The sequence below is a fragment of the Nocardiopsis sp. NPDC006938 genome (assembly GCF_042869555.1).
Lineage (GTDB): Bacteria > Actinomycetota > Actinomycetes > Streptosporangiales > Streptosporangiaceae > Nocardiopsis.
This window is the reverse complement of sequence record NZ_JBIAGA010000027.1, coordinates 1-15,262: the sequence shown is the minus strand read 5'-3', so window position 1 is coordinate 15,262 and position 15,262 is coordinate 1. Positions and strand designations below refer to the sequence as shown.

General features: G+C 71.1%; 19 protein-coding genes and 1 other RNA gene. 16 read left to right on the top strand and 4 right to left on the bottom strand.

All coding sequences use genetic code 11. From position 1 onward, the window contains the following. Positions 1-86: 86 nt before the first annotated feature. The 3 genes from ACFYL4_RS26065 to ACFYL4_RS26055 are packed head-to-tail and all read right to left on the bottom strand — an operon-like array spanning position 87 to position 1,860. Positions 87-320, bottom strand: coding sequence for a hypothetical protein (locus tag ACFYL4_RS26065; protein ID WP_387521837.1), 234 nt, complete (start codon positions 318-320; stop codon positions 87-89). A gap of 2 nt (positions 321-322) precedes the next feature. Next, positions 323-1,159 carry a phosphoribosylaminoimidazolesuccinocarboxamide synthase gene (locus ACFYL4_RS26060; protein ID WP_387521835.1) on the bottom strand — a complete coding sequence of 279 codons (837 nt, stop codon included), beginning with the start codon at positions 1,157-1,159 and terminating at the stop codon, positions 323-325. Between the two features lie 5 nt (positions 1,160-1,164). Continuing rightward, positions 1,165-1,860 (bottom strand): GntR family transcriptional regulator, encoded by a 696-nt coding sequence (locus ACFYL4_RS26055; protein WP_387521833.1) that lies wholly within the window; start codon positions 1,858-1,860, stop codon positions 1,165-1,167. A 214-nt stretch (positions 1,861-2,074) separates the two neighbouring features. On the opposite strand from ACFYL4_RS26055, the gene ACFYL4_RS26050 reads away from it, so the two are divergent. The 16 genes from ACFYL4_RS26050 to ACFYL4_RS25975 all read left to right on the top strand — a co-directional run bounded on the left by ACFYL4_RS26050 (position 2,075) and on the right by ACFYL4_RS25975 (position 13,894). After that, positions 2,075-2,737: a hypothetical protein gene (locus ACFYL4_RS26050; RefSeq protein ID WP_387521831.1), complete on the top strand. Its 663-nt coding sequence runs from the start codon at positions 2,075-2,077 to the stop codon at positions 2,735-2,737. Positions 2,738-2,797: 60 nt separating this feature from the next. Further along, on the top strand, positions 2,798-3,184 hold the full coding sequence (locus ACFYL4_RS26045; protein WP_387521829.1) for a hypothetical protein: 387 nt from the start codon (positions 2,798-2,800) through the stop codon (positions 3,182-3,184). Next, positions 3,184-3,372, top strand: coding sequence for a hypothetical protein (locus ACFYL4_RS26040; RefSeq protein WP_387521827.1), 189 nt, complete (start codon positions 3,184-3,186; stop codon positions 3,370-3,372). Before ACFYL4_RS26045 ends, ACFYL4_RS26040 begins: the two co-directional genes overlap by 1 nt. After that, complete coding sequence (locus tag ACFYL4_RS26035) at positions 3,369-3,611, top strand: hypothetical protein (protein WP_387521825.1); 243 nt, start codon at positions 3,369-3,371, stop codon at positions 3,609-3,611. Before ACFYL4_RS26040 ends, ACFYL4_RS26035 begins: the two co-directional genes overlap by 4 nt. Positions 3,612-3,911: 300 nt before the next feature. After that, on the top strand, positions 3,912-4,337 hold the full coding sequence (locus ACFYL4_RS26030) for a hypothetical protein (protein ID WP_387521823.1): 426 nt from the start codon (positions 3,912-3,914) through the stop codon (positions 4,335-4,337). A 112-nt stretch (positions 4,338-4,449) separates the two neighbouring features. Further along, a complete protein-coding gene (locus tag ACFYL4_RS26025; RefSeq protein ID WP_387521822.1) occupies positions 4,450-4,596 on the top strand; it encodes a hypothetical protein in 147 nt (48 codons plus the stop codon). A gap of 101 nt (positions 4,597-4,697) precedes the next feature. Continuing rightward, positions 4,698-5,876 (top strand): hypothetical protein, encoded by a 1,179-nt coding sequence (locus ACFYL4_RS26020; protein WP_387521820.1) that lies wholly within the window; start codon positions 4,698-4,700, stop codon positions 5,874-5,876. 525 nt (positions 5,877-6,401) lie between these two features. Continuing rightward, on the top strand, positions 6,402-6,734 hold the full coding sequence (locus ACFYL4_RS26015; RefSeq protein ID WP_387521818.1) for a hypothetical protein: 333 nt from the start codon (positions 6,402-6,404) through the stop codon (positions 6,732-6,734). A 27-nt stretch (positions 6,735-6,761) separates the two neighbouring features. Continuing rightward, positions 6,762-7,193, top strand: a complete 432-nt coding sequence (locus ACFYL4_RS26010; RefSeq protein ID WP_387521816.1) for a hypothetical protein — start codon at positions 6,762-6,764, stop codon at positions 7,191-7,193. Positions 7,194-7,200: 7 nt separating this feature from the next. Further along, positions 7,201-8,487, top strand: a complete 1,287-nt coding sequence (locus ACFYL4_RS26005; RefSeq protein ID WP_387521814.1) for a hypothetical protein — start codon at positions 7,201-7,203, stop codon at positions 8,485-8,487. A 24-nt stretch (positions 8,488-8,511) separates the two neighbouring features. After that, a complete protein-coding gene (locus ACFYL4_RS26000) occupies positions 8,512-9,075 on the top strand; it encodes a hypothetical protein (protein ID WP_387521812.1) in 564 nt (187 codons plus the stop codon). A gap of 13 nt (positions 9,076-9,088) precedes the next feature. Beyond that, positions 9,089-9,172: hammerhead ribozyme type II (locus ACFYL4_RS25995), an RNA gene on the top strand. A gap of 22 nt (positions 9,173-9,194) precedes the next feature. After that, positions 9,195-11,471 (top strand): hypothetical protein, encoded by a 2,277-nt coding sequence (locus ACFYL4_RS25990; RefSeq protein ID WP_387521811.1) that lies wholly within the window; start codon positions 9,195-9,197, stop codon positions 11,469-11,471. Between the two features lie 190 nt (positions 11,472-11,661). Then, a complete protein-coding gene (locus tag ACFYL4_RS25985; protein WP_387521809.1) occupies positions 11,662-12,177 on the top strand; it encodes a DUF3307 domain-containing protein in 516 nt (171 codons plus the stop codon). Between the two features lie 245 nt (positions 12,178-12,422). Next, positions 12,423-12,965 carry an NUDIX domain-containing protein gene (locus tag ACFYL4_RS25980; protein WP_387521807.1) on the top strand — a complete coding sequence of 181 codons (543 nt, stop codon included), beginning with the start codon at positions 12,423-12,425 and terminating at the stop codon, positions 12,963-12,965. 74 nt (positions 12,966-13,039) lie between these two features. Beyond that, positions 13,040-13,894, top strand: a complete 855-nt coding sequence (locus tag ACFYL4_RS25975; RefSeq protein WP_387521805.1) for a hypothetical protein — start codon at positions 13,040-13,042, stop codon at positions 13,892-13,894. Positions 13,895-14,563: 669 nt separating this feature from the next. Here the strand turns inward: ACFYL4_RS25975 and ACFYL4_RS25970 are convergent. Continuing rightward, positions 14,564-15,085 (bottom strand): hypothetical protein, encoded by a 522-nt coding sequence (locus ACFYL4_RS25970; protein WP_387521803.1) that lies wholly within the window; start codon positions 15,083-15,085, stop codon positions 14,564-14,566. Positions 15,086-15,262 lie beyond the last annotated feature (177 nt).

Below are 15,262 nucleotides of genomic sequence, written 5' to 3'. Positions count from 1 at the left end.
GGGGCGCTGTGGAGGCTCTTGGGACACACCTGAGAGCTGGAAAGACCCCGAGCAGCTTCTGCTGCTCGGGGTCTTTCTGATGTCGGCTAGCTACGGATGCGCCTGGACCGCTCTTCGTCGGTGTCCTCCCAGGAGCTGTTCATCGAGCCCTTGAGAACTGCTACGTGGTCGACTACGGGCTCAATTCCGAAAGATCGGAGGAGCAACATCGCGGCGTGTTCCGGCTTCGGGTCGTCCTGGGCGATGGGTTCGAGGCCCTCCCGCTTCAGGAATTCGCCCACTTCATGGACCAGCTTGTTGCGGTCGTAGCTCTGATACATGCTCACGCCTCCCAAGTCTTGCCAGTGATCCGCTCGTAGACCTCGATGTACCGGGCTCGGGTCGCGTCCACGATCTCGTCGGGGATTTCTGGGCCGGGTGAAGTTCGGTCCCAGCCAGTGATGGTGCTCGACCAGTCCCGGACGAACTGTTTGTCGAACGCGTGCTGAGGCCGTCCCGGCTGCCAGTCGTCGGTGGGCCAGAACCGGGAGGAATCTGAGGTCAGCACCTCGTCAGCGAGCACGAGCGTACCGTCCGCCGCGCGGCCGAACTCCAGCTTGGTGTCGGCGATGATGATGCCCCGCTCAGCAGCGATCTCCGCGCCACGCTTGTAGACGTCCAGGGTCACTGCACGCAGGCGGTCGGCGGTCTCTTGGCCGATCTCCTCGACGACGTCCGCGTAGGTGATGAACTCGTCGTGGCCCTCAGACGCCTTGGTGGTGGGGGTGAAGATCGGGTTGGGGAGCTTGGAGGCTTCCACCAGGCCTTCGGGGAGTTTGATCCCGGAGACGGTGCCCTGCTTCTCGTACTCCTTGAGTCCCAGGCCCGCGAGGTAGCCCCGGGCGATCCATTCCACGGGGAGCATGGTGAGCCTCTGGCAGCGCACGGCCCGGCCTGCCCACTCTTCAGGCACGTCGGTGGCGGAGATGATGTGGGTGGGCACCATGTCGGCAAGCTGCTCGAACCACCACAGCGAGAGCTGGGTGAGGATCTTGCCCTTGTCGGGGATGGGTGTGGGCAGCACGACGTCGTAGACGCTCACACGGTCCGAGGCCACCAGGATGAGGTCATCCCCGTCGGCGTAGACGTCGCGCACTTTTCCTGAGTGCAGCAGCTTCATAGGTCCTACCTGGAGATTTCGTAGGTGTAGGTGGCCCAGCGGCGGGCCACGGAGACGGACTGGCCGAACTCGATCACTTCGCCCGCAGAGTTGAACACCCAGTTCTGCTTGCGGAGGATCGGGGAGCCCAGGGGGATGCCGAGTGCGGCGGAGTCCTCCTCCGAGGCGATGTCGGCGCGGATCTGGTCTTTACCGGCAGCGGGCATGAGCCCCGTGCTCTCTTCCACGTACTTCGGGGTGCCTTGACGGATCCGCGCTGCCTCAAGCAAAAGGGGGGCCGATTCGGCCAGGTCCCCGCTGTACCAGGACGTACTTGCTGAGGAGGGCACCTCGTCCCGGAGTGTGACCCGCCGGCGCCGGATCACAGTAGTTCCAGCCGGGATTCCCAGTGCGTCCGCCACTTCTTCAGGAGCCGGCATGAGTTCGGCCCCGAGGATCTCTGCTCGCTCGTTGGCTGCGTAGATCTGTCCGCCGAGACTGCGCATGAGCCGGTCTTTGGCGCTTGCCGTTGCCTGGTCTCGAGTGACGATGCTGCCCCTGCCCGGTTCGCTGCGCACCAGGCCCTCGGCCTTGAGCACTCCAACAACCTTGGTCGCGGTGGCGAGCGAGATCCTCCATTTCGCAGCGATCGCACGCACGGAGTCGATCTTCTGCCCGTCCCGAAGAACCCCGGACTCGATGTCGGCCTTGATGTGCTTCACGACCTGAATGTAGGGCGGGTCGGGACGCTGGATTTCTGGGGACAAGGGAGCTCCTTCAGCTGATGCCCTAAGCGTACTAGTACGCATGAGCCGGTGATCTAGCAGGTTGGTGCCTATTTTCCGAGTGGTGCTTGCGTGCTAGTACACCACAGTGTACTGTCATATAACAGTTGAAGTCCACAGCACGGCGCAACCGCCAGACGAGGAGGACGTGATGACGTCGACGCAGGAGATGCTCGCCCAGGTCACCACGACCACCGGCGCCACCCGTGCTGACGTCATCCGCGTCGCCACCTCCGGCGGCACCACCCGCGCCGACTGGGAGATCGCCGTGGCGATCGAGGCCGCCGGCGGCCGCCTCGCCGCCGACCTGATGCTCCAGCCCGAGGCCTCCTGGCGCTCCGACCACACCCGCCTCCAGACCGCCCTGTGGCACCAGACCCGCGATGAGGACGTCGAGTTCCTCCGCTACCACGCCGCCCAGGCCGGGATCGACGACATCGAGCCCCTGCTCCCCGCGGTGATCGAGGAGGCCCCCGAGTTCACCCCCACCGCTCCCGCCCTGGCCCCGGACGTCACCGTCTACGCCGAGGACGCGAACGGTCTGGTCACCGACATCCCCGAGTCCCGCCCCCGCACCCCCGAGGAGGTGGACGAGGACCAGGCCGAGGAGGACGCCGCTGGCGAGACCGGCGCCGCGATGTTCTCCGACCTGGCCCACGTCACGGACCTGGACACGGCCCGCCTGGCCACGGGGTGGCTCACCCGAGGCGAGACCCACCGCGCGGTCCGAGCGGCGCTGCTCATGCACCCCGCCACTAGCAAGCGCGCCCGCTACCGGGCCCGCCTCCAGCGTCACCTGGCCACGGTCGCCTGACCTCGAAAAATCTATGCCGTAAAGCTCAACACCCTTCTTCACCTGCGAAAGGACAGCCACATGAGCCACCACGAAGCCGGGATCGCCCGCCTGACGAAGCGGAACAAGCAGCTGGAATACACCAACCGGGCCCTCTCCTCCCAGGTGGCGCGCCTCGCATGTGAGGTCACCCTGCGGACGGAAGGCGAGCGCTCGGCCGAGCTGGCCCTGGACGAGGTCATCGCCGCCTGCCAGTCCCTGGACTACGCCCGCGAGGACGCGTCCATCCCGGAGGTGCTCCGGGACGCGCTGATGCGCCTGGCCGCCTACGACCAGGCCGCCCGCGAGGCCACCGACTACCACGACCCGCTCCTGCAGGCCCGGATCGACGCCCTGACCGCCGAGCGCGACGCGCTCCTGGACGAGCTCCGCGCCGACCAGCTGGCCACCACGGTCGGAGCGCTCTGATGGCCTCCGCGCTGGTCGACCAGCTCGCCGCGATCGACCTCGCCGACACGACGAACGGCGGGGTCGCCGCCCGGGTCCAGGAGGCTTCCGAGCTGATCCGCGCTGACCTGGAGGCCTACTCCGAGGGCCGTCTCGCGGACGTCGTCCCGATCACCACCACCACGACCACGAGGAGCGCCGCCGCATGATCCGCTTCACCCACCGCCGCTGCCGGGCCGAGATCGCCGCCCTACACGCCGAGGCCGACCGGCTGTCCGACGACCTGCGGGCCGCCGAGCACGCCCTGGACGAGGTCATGGAGGCCTGCCGCGACCTGGAGTACGCCACCACCGACGCCGCGATCCCGAACGTGCTCCGCGACCGCCTCCTCCAGCTGCGCGAGTACGAGCTGGCCGCCCAGGACCACGTCGAGGTCCTCACCGCGTGACCCCCGGGTGCCTGTGCTGTCCGGCCCGTCGTGGCCGGACAGCGCGGGGACCACCAGGGTCCACACCCGCTGACCACACACCGAACGGAGAACCCCCGTGGACGCCCTGCTCGACCTGATGGCCGCTCCTGAGTTCGGCCTGTACGCCATCGCCGCGATGTTCGTCTCCGGCGCGGCCCTGCTGATCATCGCGGTCCGCGCCGCGAACCGCTGACCAGCTCCTACACAGAACGAGCCCGCCCGGGGCCGTAATCCCTGGGCGGGCTCTCGCACAACTGCTCACCTGAAAGAGAGACCAGCATGTACGACCCCGAGCCTACCCCCGAGGACTACGAACTCGCCGCCCTGGCCGACCTGGAGGACGCGCAGATCGTCCAGGCGCACAGCCCCCGCTTCTGGGACCCCGACACCGCCGAGCTGCTCCCCGCCGACCCCTGGGAGCACCCCTCCTGGGACGTGCACGAGGCCCTGGCCCTGGCCGAGGGCGGGTGGGACGACCCCGCCATCGCGGCCCGGGTCCTGGAAGACACCGTCATCGCCGACCACCGGCTGGTCGGGCTGGCCGAGACCCCCACCGGCCGCCCCCACGTGCGCCCGGTCCACGAGGCCCTGGCCGAGGAGCCCGACCCCGAGGAACTCCTCTACGAGCAGGTCCTCGCCCTGGTCCCGGTCTCCGTGGACGGGTCCTGGCCCGCCGACGAGGCCCGGGTGGTGAGGGCGGCATGACCCTCATCCAGCGCCTGATCACCCGCATGACCGCCCCCACCTGCTGCGGCCGCGCCATGGACTGGGACGTCTACCGGGCCTCCTACGTCTGCGGCGTCTGCGGGGCCGCCCGATGATGCCCATCGACCTGATCGCGGTGGCCGCCCTGGTGCTCTGGGGCGCCATCACGCTCGTGCTCCTCGCCAAAACGGACCACGCCGAGGCGCACCCGGTGGTGCGACCCCGCCGTCCCGCTGCCGACAGCGAGGACGCCCAGTGACGCCGACCCGACTGCTCCTGGCCGCTGTGACCACGCTGACGCTGCTGGCCCTGAGCTGAGCGCGCCGCCCCGAACACGATCTGACCTGGAAGGACAACGTCATGCTCTGGAAGAAGCTCCCCGACCCGACCACCGTCATCGCCACCGCGGTGACGGCGGCCTCCGTGGTGTTCACGACCTGGTCGGTCTACGACCTGGCCACCCCCACCGCCCCGGCGCTGGTCGCGCTCGCGGTCGGCGCCGGCGTGGAACTGGTTTGGCTGTTCGTGCTGGCCACCGAGTGGAAGAGGGCCAACCTCACCGGAGACCACAGCCGCGGCCTCACCGCGACCGGGTGGATCCTGGCCACCCTGGCCGCCGTGGTGATCACCGCGCACGGGGTACTCACTTCCCCGGCGCTGGCCATCCTCGCGCTCCTGCCGTTGGCGGCCAAGGCAGGCTGGCACTGGCAGACCCGCCAGCGGGCCGAAGAGACCCGGGCGCGGATTGAGACCGAGCAGGCCGAACAGGACCGTGTCGACGCTGAGCGGGCCGAGCGCGAGCGCGAGCGCGCCCGGGTCGAGGCCGAGCGGGCCGAACGGGAGCGGGCGCTGTCCACCGACCCCACGGACGCCGACGAGCGCGAGATCGCGAAGCTGCGCCGCGAGGCCAACGTCGCCCGGTTGCGGGCCCAGGCGGAGAAGGACCTGACCACCGCCGAGGCCGACGCCGAGCGGATCCGTCTGGAAGCCGACGCCGAGGCCGAGCGGATCCGCCGCCAGAGCGAGTCGCGGATGCGCCGCGAGGCCATCCAGCACAAGACCGAGGAGGAACTGACGGTCCTGGAGGCCAACGCGAAGCTGTTCAAGCGCCGCCAGGAGGTGGAGGTCGAGATGGCCCTGACCCGTCCCTACGCGCTCACCTCCGGCACCACCCCCCAGGTGCCCGACGACGCCTCCGCCCTCCAGCCGGGTGGACCCGGCACCCCCGGCAGCTGGGTGGCCTCTGGTGCCGGGTTCGGCGGGGCGATGGCCCACGCGGGCACGGCTCCCGCGCACGTGGGTGGCCACGTGGGTGGCTCTGACCAGCAGATGCCGCAGGTGCCGGGCCAGGTGCCGGGTGCGGTGGTGCACCACTCCTCCGCCGAAGCCGAAGTCAACCGGGCCCGCGTCGCGGAGGTGTTCGAGGTCCTGCTCCAGGCGACCGGTGAGGCGCCCAGCATCGCGGCGGTTGCGCGTGGTGCCGGGGTCTCCGACCGTGCTGCCGGGCGTCACCTGCGTGCCGCCGGCCTGATCGACTAGCCCACCGTCGGGTGCCCGCACTGACCCTGCGGGCACCCGGGCGCCCCGCCCTCCGGCGGGTGCGCAGACCCACCGCAACCAAACGTTGCGGTGGGTCTGCGCACCACTCCGGTCCGGTGTGTGAACCGGCGACACCCCCTCGGGGGTGAACCGGCGCCACGCGCCCCGACCGTCCTGGTGCACCACCCACTACGCAGCGAAGGAGAACCGATCGACCCACCGTCCGCGCGACTGGCTCGGGCCCCGCCCAGGGGCCACCACACAAGGGCCGCCACCCCACGGGGTGGCGGCCCGCCGCTTTCCCCGTTTTGACCTGAACGAACACGATTGGAGGGGCCGATGGGTGCCCTGCCTGACCACGTGCCCCCACCGGGAGGCACACGCCGCCCGGAGGCGGCACCGCCGCTGTTCGCGGTACCCCGGCCCCCGGCCCCTCCACGTGAGGAGCGGCCGCCGACCACACCGGACCCGCGGCCCCCGGCCCCCAATCCCGTTCCTCCGGCGCCTGAGGCGGTCCCGGCCCCGGTGGTCGAGGACCGGGCGCAACAGGCGGCGGAGGAACAGCAGGGCCTGGAGGACCTCGGTCGGGTGTCCTCGCCCTGGTGGACGCGGCTGCGTCCACCGGATGTGTGGGACACCCCCGCCCCGACCCTGCGCGAGGAGATCGCGCGGGCCCGGCGGGGCGACCACCTGCCCGAGTCCGGCCCCTGGCGGGCCGTCGAGATCACCCGCACCAGCGTCTCGACCGCGATCAACGCGGTCCTGCTGCTGCTGGTGCACATCAACCGCAGTGCCGCCCGCCAGGCGGCGCTGCTCGCGTTCATCGGCGCGATCGCCCTGGTACTGGCACTGCGCTGACAACCCCCAAGAAGAAAGGAGAACACCATGCTCGGGTTCTTGTTCGGCTCTGCGATGTTCCTGGTCATGCTCGGGTCGCTGGCCCTGATGCTGGCCCTGAAGCGGCACAAGAAGTTCCGGAAGTTCACCAAATGGTTGACCTTCGCCTGCGCCCTGATGGCCGGGTCCGCGGCCGCGTTGTGCTTCGTCGGACAGTGGGGCGGCGGGGCGCTGGCCTGGGCCGCTGACTACCTGCTGGGCGCCCCGGCTGCCGTGGGCATCCTCGCGCTGTTCATCACCGGCGCGGCCATCGTTGACCTGCTCGACGGTGAGCCGGACGGGTTCGCCCGCACCGCCGCTCTGACGGTGCCCTCGCTGCTGGCGGTGACCGGCGGCGCCCTGGGCCTGTACGGGTCCCAGGCCACCGGCGCGGTCTCCCAGGCCGGCGCCGCCCTTCTCGGGTCCCTGATCGGACTGTGAGGCCGCTATGGAGCTGTTCATCATCATGGCGACCATCGCGTTCATCTGCCGGGACCCGGCCGGGACGCTCAAGGAGGCCGCGAACTACAGGAGGGCTCAGGCCGAACGAGACCAGCTTCGTGGTCGCGGCGGCCGGGGGCGGCGGCGTCGTCCGGGGTCGGGGGCCATGCGCCGCTACCTGGGCACGGTGTGGGAGGACCAGTGGGACCGGGCCATCGAGCGCTACCCCGAGCGGATGCGGGCCGCCCAGGCCCGGCGGACCAAGCGCAAGGCCAAGCGTGAGGCCACCTGGGGCCGGGTGCAGGACACGGCTGGGAGGCGCTGGGACCAGCGCTTCCCCGATCGTCACCCGGAGCCCGCCGATGTCCTGGACGTCGACGGCGACCAGGCCCCGGTCGACTGGCCTGAGCTGGACCCGTCGCCCGAGCCAGAGCCCAAGAAACAGCCCGCCCCCGAACCCGCCCCCGAACCTGTCGCGGACTGGCCAGCTGTGGACCCCGAGGACCCGGTGGCCCGCCAGGAGCGCCTGGACCGTGAGGTCCGGGATCGTGAGCAGGAGCGTGAACTGCTGGACCGGGAGCGTGAACTGCGGGACCGGGAGCGTGAACTGCGAGAGCGTGAGGACGCGGAGATCCTGCGCCGCGTACAGGAGATCCTCCGAGCCCAGGAGGCCCGGGCCCGGGACGAGGCTCAGGCCCGGGACGAGGCCAAGGACAAGGACGAGGCCAAGGCCCGGGACGAGGACGAGGGAGCCGAACCCGCACCGGCTGAGGAGCCCGAGCCGTCCCTGGCCCAGGACCTGTCCGACTGGAGGGCCCGAGACACCATCTACGAGTACGGGCGCGACCGCCCCTACGAGCCCCTGGCCAAAAACTCCGACTCGGACTCGGACGGGGCGGTGGTCGACCTGGACGCCGAACGCCGGCGTCGGCTGAGCCCAGTCCCCGACCTCGAGACCACACCCGAACCCGAACCCGAACCGAAGGAGATTACCCCGTTGCTGAATCTGTCCGACGCCGCGTCCCTGCGCGCTCACGTGGACGCGCTGAACGAGCACGCCACCTACTGGGACTCCACCTGCATCTCCAAGGAACAGCTCGCGGCGGGGATGACCACCGCGCAGATGGGTGAGGCCACCGTGGCGGCGGTGGACGCCTCCCGCGCCGCCTACACCCACGCCGCGGCCAAGGCCCGTGAGGCCGCCACCGCGCTGCACGAGGCCAACTCCCCCGTGGCCGAGGCCCGCGCCTCCTCCCCCGACGCCGCTCACGGCGACTACTACAAGCCCCGCTAACCACCCCCGCGGAGAGGACCCCGTATGAGCATCGACTGGCACAACCCCACCGACCCCAAGCACGACCCCCACCGTCGCGAGTACACGCCGCTGGACAGGCTCGCGGACACCATCGGTGACGCGATGGAGGGCCGGGCGCCCGAGCCTGAGCCTGAGCCCGTTGAGTCTGGGCGGGGTCGCGAGAACACCGGGCCGTCCACGACGCCCACCTCCGACCGGGACGAGCGGACCTGGGACGGCGAGCCCGACACCGACGAGGTCTCCGAGGACACCGGCGGCGGGTATGCGTCGACGGCTGGGGACGCCACCTACGCCACCGACATCGCGATGATGCGCTCCGAGGCCGACTACACGCGCGGCACGGTGATCCCCCACGTCGAGCTGTTGATCAGCCAGGCCGAGCTGGCCGGCAACGGCCCCAAGACCATGACGGCGTTGAGGGCGGCGTTGGAGGCGGCTCGCACCGCGCTGGGTGCCAGCGAGGACGCGATCGCCCAGGTGAGCGGCACGAACGAGCCGGTGCAGGCCGCCTACGACGACGCCGCCCAGGAGGCGGCCACGGACCCGGCCTACTTCAACGGCGACTGACCAACCACGACATAGCCGAAACGCCGCCCGCACCAGCCACTGGTGGGGGCGGCGTCCGTTGGGGGTGCCGCCCCAGCGCTGACGACGGCAGGCACCCCCACACCCCGAAGGAGAGATCCGTGGCCACGAGACGTCCCCGCGCCCGCGAGCTGGAACAGGCACTGCGCACCCTGGAGGCCGCCAAGGCCGCCCAAGACAAGGAGGACAAGAAGAAGCGGTGGACCTCCGAGGGCATCCCCGGCAAGGTCTGGGCGGCGATCGCCCGCCCGCCCCAGGGCAGCATGCGGGACCTGTACCGGCACACGCTCACCCCCTGGTACTGGGGGCTGTCGGCGGCCGGGGCCATCACCGCCCAGGAGGCGCTGGTGGCCGCCACCGACGTGGGCGGGGCCGCCTCGCTGGGGCTGGTGACGGCCGGTGCGGTGGCCACCGCCAACGCCGTCCCGGCGTGGCTGCGCAGCGCGAGGGCCGCGCAGCAGCACCCGCACGCCGCCGAGTGGGCCGCCCGCGAGAGCGGGCACACCCGGCTGGTGGCGAACGTGGGTGCGGCCGGTGCGGTGGCCGCGCACGCGGTCGGGTTGAGTGTGGGCTGGTCGCCGGACCTGGTCGCGCTCGCGGGTCTGACCGGGCTGGGGGTGTTGGGCACGGCCGCGGCCCGGTACTGGCAGTGGCACCGCCACAACACGGTGGTGCTCAACCCGGCGGCGGCCAAGGCCGCCCGCCTGGCCGAGCTGAAGGCCCGCGACACCCGGGTGGAGAGCACAGTGGTGGACGCCGACGAGCTGGTGCGCCGCCTGCAGGAGCGCTGGCCCACGTTCGTGGCCGCCTCCAACAAAGCCCTGCCGGGCACCGAGCTGTCCGAGATCGAGCGGACCGACTACGGGGCGACCGCGGTGCTGCACCTGGCGGCGGGGTCCCAGGAGAAAGCGACGGTGGACGCGGCTCTGGGGCGGGTGGCCAGCGGCCTGAAGTTGTCCCCGGGGGCGCTGGCGGTGGAGGACATCGAGCCCGAGCCCGGCCAGGAGCCGGATTCGTCGATCGTGCGTCTGCGGGTGGTCTCCCAGGCCACCTCCGACCGCAAGGTGCCCTTGGACGACGGCCGCTCCCGGGTGCTGCGCCAGGGCAACGACATCCTGGTGCGGCTGGGTGAGTACATCGACGGCCAGGGCGACGCCGCCTGGAAGCTCTACGACAAGGACTCGATGTGGGGCGGGTTCGTGGCCGGTAAGACCGGCGCGGGCAAGACCACCGTGGTCGAGACCCTGGTCATGGGGGCGTTCGAGACTGGGTGCACCGTCGTCATCTACGCCAAGCCCCAGAAGGGCCCCTCTCCTCGGATCGCGAAGCACGCGCACTGGACGGTGGAGGCCGACCCGGCGTCCCGGTCGAGGATGATCGACGGCGTCATCAAGCTCATGGAGGTGCGCGGGCTCATCAACGAGCTCCACGACACCTCGGAGTTCGCCCCGCGCCCGGACTGGCCTGGGGTGATGGTGGTGATCGATGAGTTCCACGAGGCCTCCGCGCAGATCGAGGCCGCGGGGAAGGGGCGGCTGAACCGCATCGCCCGTGAGGGGCGGGCGGTCGGTGTGGTCCTGGTCGGCGCCAGCCAGGGGTTCGGGCTGGAGGGGTTCTGCCAGGACGACATGATCCGCTCCAACATGACCGCCACCAACGCCATCAGCATGAAGCTCTCGGCCACCCAGGCCGGGATCTTCAAGCGGGAGATGGGCCTGGGGGTCAACCCCGGCGACCTGCCCGACCCCCAGGCCCACATCCGTAACAAGGGCCTGGCCTACAGCCTCGGGGGGAGGTCGTTGCCGTTCCGGGGCGCGTACGCCCCCCAGGCCGAAACCGAGGAGCTCATGGCCGCCGCCCGGGCCCGGGCCGTGGCGGGTCTGGACCCGGACTCCGAGGCGGCCCTGGATCAGGGGTCGCGCGGTGCGTTCGCCAACCGGCACGAGCGCGGCCGGGGGCGCCGTGAGGAGGTGCAGCGGATGCTGGCCGACATGCGCAACGGGGTGGCCGGCGCCCCGCCGAGTGGGGGCGCGGAGGCCCCTGGCCGGGAGCGGGTCGACCACCAGCGCGAGGCCGCCCGTGGCGGGAGGCCGGTACCGCCGCGGCTGCCCCGCCAGGTCGTGATCGACATCGCCCAGGCCCGCGAAGCCAAGGCCGCCCCGGCCCCGGCGGGACGGCGCCGCTCCCCCGCCATCGAGGGGGTGATGGAGGTCCTCCACGAGCAGGGGCCCACGACCACCGGGGTCCTGCGTGATGCCCTGTCCGGACGCGAAGGGTGCGGCAAGGCAGCGGTGGACACCGCCCTGAAGACCCTCTCCGAGGAGGGGGCGATCGCCAAGACGGACGCCTCCCGCAAGGCTCCGTGGAAGCTCATCTGAACCGATTTCGCCACGCTGCGTGGCCAGGCGAACAGGCAGGCGAATCCGAGATTCGCCTGCCTTGTTCATGCCTGACTGTCATATTTTCGACCGATTCTTGAGGGCAGGCGAACGGTCCTACCCCCACACTCCCCGGTTCGCCTGCCCTCAGGCGAACCCACGACCGCTCACCCACCGTGAAGGAACTCTGATGTCGTTCTCCGCTGTCTTCCTCGCCCTGCTGGCCGGTCACCACGTCGGCGACCGGTGGGCTCAGACCGACCACCAGGCCACCACCAAGGGCGCGCCTACCCTGGCCGGGCGTCTGGCGTGCGGCGCGCACGTGGCGAGCCTGACCCTGTGCCAGATGGTGCTGCTCGCCGCGGTCGCCGCCGCTGAGGGCGGTCTGGCCCCGGTCCAGGCCGCCTGCGGGCTCGCCCTCACCGCGCTCTCCCACTACTGGATCGACCGCCGCCGCACCCTAGCCGGGCTGGCGCGGGCGCTGGGCCGCCACGGGTACTACCAGCGCGACCCCGAGGCGATGGACCAGGCCGCCCACGTGGTGTGGCTGGTGCCGGCCGCGCTGGTCATCACCGCGCCCACCCCGGTGGCGGGGGTGGTGATGTCCGGTGGGTGCCTGCTGGTGCTGGCCGTGATGGAGGACCTGTCCCGGCGCGGCCGCACCGTCCTGGAGGTCAACAGGGCGGTCGCCTCGGCGACCGCCTGACCCGGCTGTTGCCACAAACATCCATAGATGGGGTGGTTCTCCCGAACGCCCGGCAACAGGACAAGTAACTCGTGAGTAGCTTCACCTGGCCGGGCAAGAAGCGCTGACGGACCGGCTGCTGGCTCTGCTCACCCCGCACTCGACGGGGTGGGCGGGGGGACCAGCCGGTCCACACGAAGACGGCCCGCCCGCTGTTTGTCGAACAAGGCCGGGCGGGCCGCGTACTCCGAAGGAGCACCTCCAGTATGGCCAAGCAGTGCTGCAAGACCAGCGTCGGCGTCCTCGTTCTCTCCGAGGACCGCACCCAGATGCTGATGATCCGGCGCGGAACCGCCCCGGCGGGGATCGCGCCGGTCGCCGGTCACGCCCTGGACGAGCACGCCGACTACGCGGCGGCCGCCCGTGAGGAGGTGGCCGAGGAGATCGGCCTGACCGTCACCGAGCTGACCCCGCTGGTGCCGGGCGGGTTCCACCCCGGCCGCTGCCGCCGGATCAACTCCACCGGGCACACGTGGGAGCTGTTCGAGGCCGCCGTCACCGGTGAGCTCGACGCCTGCGAGCGCGAGGTCGCCGCCGTGGGCTGGTACCCGCTCGGCGCCCTCCAGGCCCTGGCCGAGACCACCGCAGCCTGGGCGAGCGGCCGCCTGACCACCGAGGCGTTCACCGCCGACCCCGGGCTCGAGCCCGTCTGGTGCCACTGGCTGACCGAGCTCGGCTACATCACCCTGCCCGCCGGGGACCTGGACGTGATCGAGGCCGTGGCCGCCACCCCGCCCTCCCAGCACTGACCCGCACGCACCTCGATCCGCCGGGCGCCCACCAGCTCGTGGTGGGCGCCCTTCGTCTTCCTTGGAGCGCTCTCATGACCGTCACTGACCGCGTGCTTGATCTGCCCGACGCCGCCGTCTACCGCGCCACCCGCGAGACCACCGAGCAGTGGATGGACGCCCGCGAAACCCTCATTGCCACCCGCGACGCCGCCGAGGACGCGCTCCTGGACCGGTGGGGCATCGACCCGGGCGCCTACCTCGAACACCACCCCGAGGGGTGGGCCATCTATACCGGCGAGCGCCCACCCGGCTGCCTGCCGGTGCGCGTCGATGACGACCCGGCCTGGACCCCTGACCAGGACACCGAGGAGGGCCAGGAGCTGGCCGCTCAGCTGGACGCGCTCCCTGCGGCCGTCTCGACCGGGGACGCCGAGACCATCCTCGGACTCCCGGGGCGGATGCCGCTCACCCACACCCGCCCCGACGGCGCCCCGGTGCGTCGCCAGGGGCTGCTCCTGGACGGCAGGATGTACGTGGCCTGGGAACACCCCATCGACGTCGACGTCGACGTGTGGGAGCGGGTGGACCCCACCTGGTGGCGGACCCAGCGCCAGAACATGGTCCTGGACCAGCTCGTCGCCCGGCTCCAGGGGGCGGTGCGCACCCACGTCCACGGCCGGCACGCCGACCCCCTCCTGGACGAGCTGCTCACCCTGGTCTGGGACGTGGCCCACCACTCCCGCGACCACGACCTGCTCACCCAGACCCAGGAGGCCATGGACCGGGCCCAGGAGCCCATCCGGGAACTCATCATCAGCCACAGGAACGCTGGCCGGTCCATCACGAGCCGGACGATCCCGGACGCCAGCGCCGTCTCCCGGCGCCTGCTGGAGCAGATCCTCACCCAGGTGCGGGCCCTGCACGCCGAGCTCCTGACCGGCGTCTGACCCGACCGTGAACACGGGGGTCGAGCCTGCCAGGCTCGACCCCCGGAGCCCCGGCGACCGTAGGCCGTCTCCCCCGCCCCGCATGCCCGAAATGGGGGGTGTGTCGGGTCGCCTGTGAGGCGCCGGAGGGCTGTGCGGCGCCCAGGCGACCGCTCCCGCACTGACCCCCCGCCCGCGTGTGTCTGGTCGATTTTTGATCATTCTCCCGGGAGGGAGCGTCTGACAGATCCGATTTTCTGATCCGTTCGTCTGCGGGGCGGGTCCGGCTGCGTCATGCTGGCCTGACCCCCGCCCTGACACTGAGCACCCCCTGGAGTACGACCCGATCGACGGCGGCCTGGAGTACGAGACACCGCGCGGGATCACGCGCATCCCGATCGAGGACGCCGCTCGGCTGGGCGTCGCGCTGATCGAGATGAGTCGGGTCGTGCACGGGCGCTGAACGATTCACCCCCCGCCGCTTCTGCGGCGGGGGCTTTTTTGTGCCCGGACACGGAAAGCCCGCCACGGTGCTCAGCACCGTGGCGGGCCAGTCCCTCGAAGGGCAGATGACAGGGGCACCGAAAGACAGGCGCCCGAGGAACCACATGTTGCTACCCCTCGAAGGGGCGATGATGTGACGCTAGCAGGGCCCGGCCCTATGGCCGGGCCCTTTCGGTGTTCGGGGGGCTACTTCTGGGTGAGGTAGACCTGTCCCCAGTCCGCCAGCTCGTCAACGGCGCGAAGGCCCGCCGACTGCTTCACCAGTACCTCGAACCCGGCCTCCTTGAGTCGGGCGAGCATGCGCTCCGCCACGCGGCGCCGCCCGCGCTCGGTCTCCAGGCCGTCTCCGGGCTCGATGTCGGGGACCAGGGACAGGACGACGTGGCCGCTGGTGCGGGCCTGGGCGTGCCAGCGGCCCGCGAGCAGGTCCAGCCCGTCCTCGTGGATGGGCCGGTCCTCGGCGGAGGTGGGAAGCAGGGGGATGAGGGCGCGCAGGGTGTCGGCGGCCTGGAGGGTGTTCAACACCAGGCGCCGGGAGAGCGCGCCCTCGACCATGCGAGCGAGTTCGTTGCGGCTGGGTCCGCCGTCCTGGCGGTCCAGGGCGACCAGGGTGCGGCGCAGCTGGGCCTGGTCGGCGTCGGCCTGGCGGCCGGAGGCCTGGGCGCGCTGGGCGGTGGCGGTCAGGTCGGACAGGGTGGTTTCAGCCACGGGGGTCTCCTCGGGAAGTTGATTCGGTGTTGCTGGTTCACGAGTGCACCGGTCAACAGGTGAACCACCCCTGAGTCCCTGACTTCCTAGAACACTGGGTTATCGGAAGTCAGGATCGGCGCGAGGAAATGTCAGAACGCCTGACGTTTTCATCAATGTCAGGTAGTATGACATTAG

What these genes read in the sequence shown, in the direction of transcription:
- ACFYL4_RS26025 (WP_387521822.1), top strand. Translation starts at nt 4,450, where the DNA reads ATGATGCCCATCGACCTGATCGCGGTGGCCGCCCTGGTGCTCTGGGGC.
- ACFYL4_RS26065 (WP_387521837.1), bottom strand. Translation starts at nt 320, where the DNA reads ATGTATCAGAGCTACGACCGCAACAAGCTGGTCCATGAAGTGGGCGAA.
- ACFYL4_RS26045 (WP_387521829.1), top strand. Translation starts at nt 2,798, where the DNA reads ATGAGCCACCACGAAGCCGGGATCGCCCGCCTGACGAAGCGGAACAAG.
- ACFYL4_RS26030 (WP_387521823.1), top strand. Translation starts at nt 3,912, where the DNA reads ATGTACGACCCCGAGCCTACCCCCGAGGACTACGAACTCGCCGCCCTG.
- ACFYL4_RS26035 (WP_387521825.1), top strand. Translation starts at nt 3,369, where the DNA reads ATGATCCGCTTCACCCACCGCCGCTGCCGGGCCGAGATCGCCGCCCTA.
- ACFYL4_RS26010 (WP_387521816.1), top strand. Translation starts at nt 6,762, where the DNA reads ATGCTCGGGTTCTTGTTCGGCTCTGCGATGTTCCTGGTCATGCTCGGG.
- ACFYL4_RS26005 (WP_387521814.1), top strand. Translation starts at nt 7,201, where the DNA reads ATGGAGCTGTTCATCATCATGGCGACCATCGCGTTCATCTGCCGGGAC.
- ACFYL4_RS25980 (WP_387521807.1), top strand. Translation starts at nt 12,423, where the DNA reads ATGGCCAAGCAGTGCTGCAAGACCAGCGTCGGCGTCCTCGTTCTCTCC.
- ACFYL4_RS26020 (WP_387521820.1), top strand. Translation starts at nt 4,698, where the DNA reads ATGCTCTGGAAGAAGCTCCCCGACCCGACCACCGTCATCGCCACCGCG.
- ACFYL4_RS25975 (WP_387521805.1), top strand. Translation starts at nt 13,040, where the DNA reads ATGACCGTCACTGACCGCGTGCTTGATCTGCCCGACGCCGCCGTCTAC.
- ACFYL4_RS26050 (WP_387521831.1), top strand. Translation starts at nt 2,075, where the DNA reads ATGACGTCGACGCAGGAGATGCTCGCCCAGGTCACCACGACCACCGGC.
- ACFYL4_RS26000 (WP_387521812.1), top strand. Translation starts at nt 8,512, where the DNA reads ATGAGCATCGACTGGCACAACCCCACCGACCCCAAGCACGACCCCCAC.
- ACFYL4_RS26040 (WP_387521827.1), top strand. Translation starts at nt 3,184, where the DNA reads ATGGCCTCCGCGCTGGTCGACCAGCTCGCCGCGATCGACCTCGCCGAC.
- ACFYL4_RS25985 (WP_387521809.1), top strand. Translation starts at nt 11,662, where the DNA reads ATGTCGTTCTCCGCTGTCTTCCTCGCCCTGCTGGCCGGTCACCACGTC.
- ACFYL4_RS26060 (WP_387521835.1), bottom strand. Translation starts at nt 1,159, where the DNA reads ATGAAGCTGCTGCACTCAGGAAAAGTGCGCGACGTCTACGCCGACGGG.